Below are 2514 nucleotides of genomic sequence, written 5' to 3' on the forward strand. Positions count from 1 at the left end.
AGGCGGCCCGGCGGCAGCGGGAGAGACGCCGAGGGGCGGCATCCGGTGGCCGGATGCCGCCCCTGGCGGTGTGGCGTTCGTTACGCGGCGAGCCTGGCCAGCGCCGCGTCCACGCGGGCCAGCGTCTTCTCCTTGCCGAGTACCTCCAGGGACTCGAACAGGGGAAGACCGACCGTGCGGCCGGTCACGGCCACCCGGACCGGGGCCTGGGCCTTGCCGAGCTTGAGGCCGTGGGCCTCGCCGGCGGCCAGCACGGCCTCCTTGAGTGATTCGGCCGAGGTCCAGTCGGCGGACTCCAGCTTCTCGCGCGCGGTGCGCAGGAGCGCGTCCGAGCCTTCCTTCATGGCCTTGGCCCAGGCGGCCTCGTCGAGGACCGGCTCGGACAGGAACAGGAAGTCGACGTTGTCGGTGATCTCGGAGAGCACCTTCAGCCGGGTCTGCGCGTGCGGGGCGATCGCCTGCCACTCGGCCTCGTCGAAGTCCTCCGGCGCCCAGGGGGCGAACGGGGCCTTCAGCCAGGGCTCGCAGCGCTCGGTGAAGTCCTTCACGTCGAGCAGCCGGATGTGGTCGGCGTTGATCGCCTCGCACTTCTTCAGGTCGAAGCGCGCCGGGTTGGGGTTCACGTCCGAGATCTCGAAGGCGGCCACCATCTCCGCGATCGAGAAGATGTCCTGGTCCGCCGAGAGCGACCAGCCCAGCAGGGAGAGGTAGTTGAGCAGGCCCTCGGGCAGGAAGCCGCGCTCGCGGTAGAGGTTGAGCGAGGACTGCGGGTCGCGCTTGGAAAGCTTCTTGTTGCCCTCGCCCATCACGTACGGCAGGTGGCCGAAGGCCGGGACCCGCTGGGCGATGCCCAGCTCCGTCAGCGCCTTGTACAGCGCGATCTGGCGGGGGGTGGAGGAGAGCAGGTCCTCGCCGCGCAGGACATGGGTGATGTCCATCAGCGCGTCGTCGACCGGGTTCACCAGGGTGTACAGCGGGGCGCCGTTGGCGCGCACGATCCCGTAGTCCGGGACGTTCTCGGGGAGGTAGGTGATCTCGCCGCGCACCAGGTCGTCGAAGGTGATCGCCTCGTCCGGCATCCGGAAGCGGACGATCGGCTCGCGGCCCTGCGCCCGGTACTCCTCGACCTGCGCGTCGCTCAGCTCGCGGCAGTGGCCGTCGTAGCCCGAGGGCTTCCCGGCTGCGCGGGCGGCCTCGCGGCGGGTGTCCAGCTCGTCCTGGGAGCAGTAGCAGCGGTAGGCGTGGCCGCCGTCCAGGAGCTTGCCCGCGACATCCTGGTAGATGTCCGTGCGCTGCGACTGGCGGTACGGCGCGTGCGGGCCGCCGACCTCGGGGCCCTCGTCCCAGTCGAAGCCGAGCCAGCGCATGGCGTCCAGGAGCTGGCCGTAGGACTCCTCGGAGTCGCGGGCAGCGTCGGTGTCCTCGATCCGGAAGACCAGGGTGCCCTCGTGGTGCCGGGCGAACGCCCAGTTGAACAGGGCGGTGCGCACCAGGCCCACGTGGGGGTTACCGGTGGGCGAGGGACAGAATCGGACGCGTACGGGGGACGGGGGTCCCCCCTGCCCGGTCGGAGCCGAGAGCTTGGGGGAGGGTGCGCTAGCCACGCTTGACGACCTTGTTGGTGAGAGTGCCGATGCCTTCGATGGTGACGGCGACCTCGTCGCCGACGCTCATGGAGCCGACGCCCGCGGGGGTGCCGGTGAGGATGACGTCGCCGGGGAGCAGCGTCATGGCCTCGGAGATGTTGACGATCAGGTCCTCGATGGGGTGGACCATCTCGCTGGTGCGCCCGAGCTGGCGCTGTTCGCCGTTGAGGGTGAGCTGCACGGTGAGGTCGTTCGCGCGGGCGAGGTCGATGTCCGTCTCGACCCAGGGGCCGAGCGGGCAGGACGTGTCGAAGCCCTTGGCGCGGGCCCACTGCTTCTCGGTGCGCTGGACGTCGCGGGCGGTGACGTCGTTGGCGCAGGTGTAGCCGAGGATGACGTCCTTGACGCGCTCACGCGGGACCTCGCGGCACATGCGGCCGATGACGACGGCCAGCTCGGCCTCGTAGTGCAGTTCCTCGGTGAACGACGGGTACTGGATCTCGTCGCCGGGGCCGGTCACCGAGGTGGAGGGCTTGAAGAAGGCGAACGGGACGTCGGGTACCTCGCTGCCCAGTTCCCTGGCGTGGTCGGCGTAGTTGCGGCCGAAGGCCACGACCTTGTTGGGGAGCACCGGCGGGAGCAGCCGGACCTTGCTGAGGGGGACCTTGGTGCCGGACAGCTCGTGGTCGGCGAAGGGGATGCCCTTGATGATGTCGAGGACGAGCTCGTCCTGCTTGTCGCCCTCGACCGCGCCGAAGGCTACGTTCCCGTCGATGGAGAACCTGGCGATGCGCACGGGATTCTGGCGCCTCTCACTGAGAACCGGCGTACTGACGTCCCAGGTTAACCGGTTCACGTGGCCGGTGGCCGGTCCTGTGTGCCGGGTGGAAAAGAGAGCGCGGCCCGGTGGGCCGTCACGGGTGGACGG

General features: G+C 70.0%; 2 protein-coding genes. Both read right to left on the bottom strand.

All coding sequences use genetic code 11. From position 1 onward, the window contains the following. Window positions 1-80 precede the first annotated feature (80 nt). The gene (gltX, locus tag ACFWN1_RS32900) at window positions 81-1604 is read right to left on the bottom strand and encodes a glutamate--tRNA ligase (RefSeq protein WP_384370309.1); all 1524 of its coding nucleotides are present in this window, start codon (window positions 1602-1604) and stop codon (window positions 81-83) included. Further along, window positions 1597-2382, bottom strand: coding sequence for a fumarylacetoacetate hydrolase family protein (locus ACFWN1_RS32905; protein ID WP_384370311.1), 786 nt, complete (start codon window positions 2380-2382; stop codon window positions 1597-1599). The genes gltX and ACFWN1_RS32905 overlap by 8 nt, the downstream gene beginning before the upstream one ends. Between the last annotated feature and the right edge of the window lie 132 nt (window positions 2383-2514).

It is taken from the genome of Streptomyces sp. NPDC058459, assembly GCF_042721685.1.
Lineage (GTDB): Bacteria > Actinomycetota > Actinomycetes > Streptomycetales > Streptomycetaceae > Streptomyces.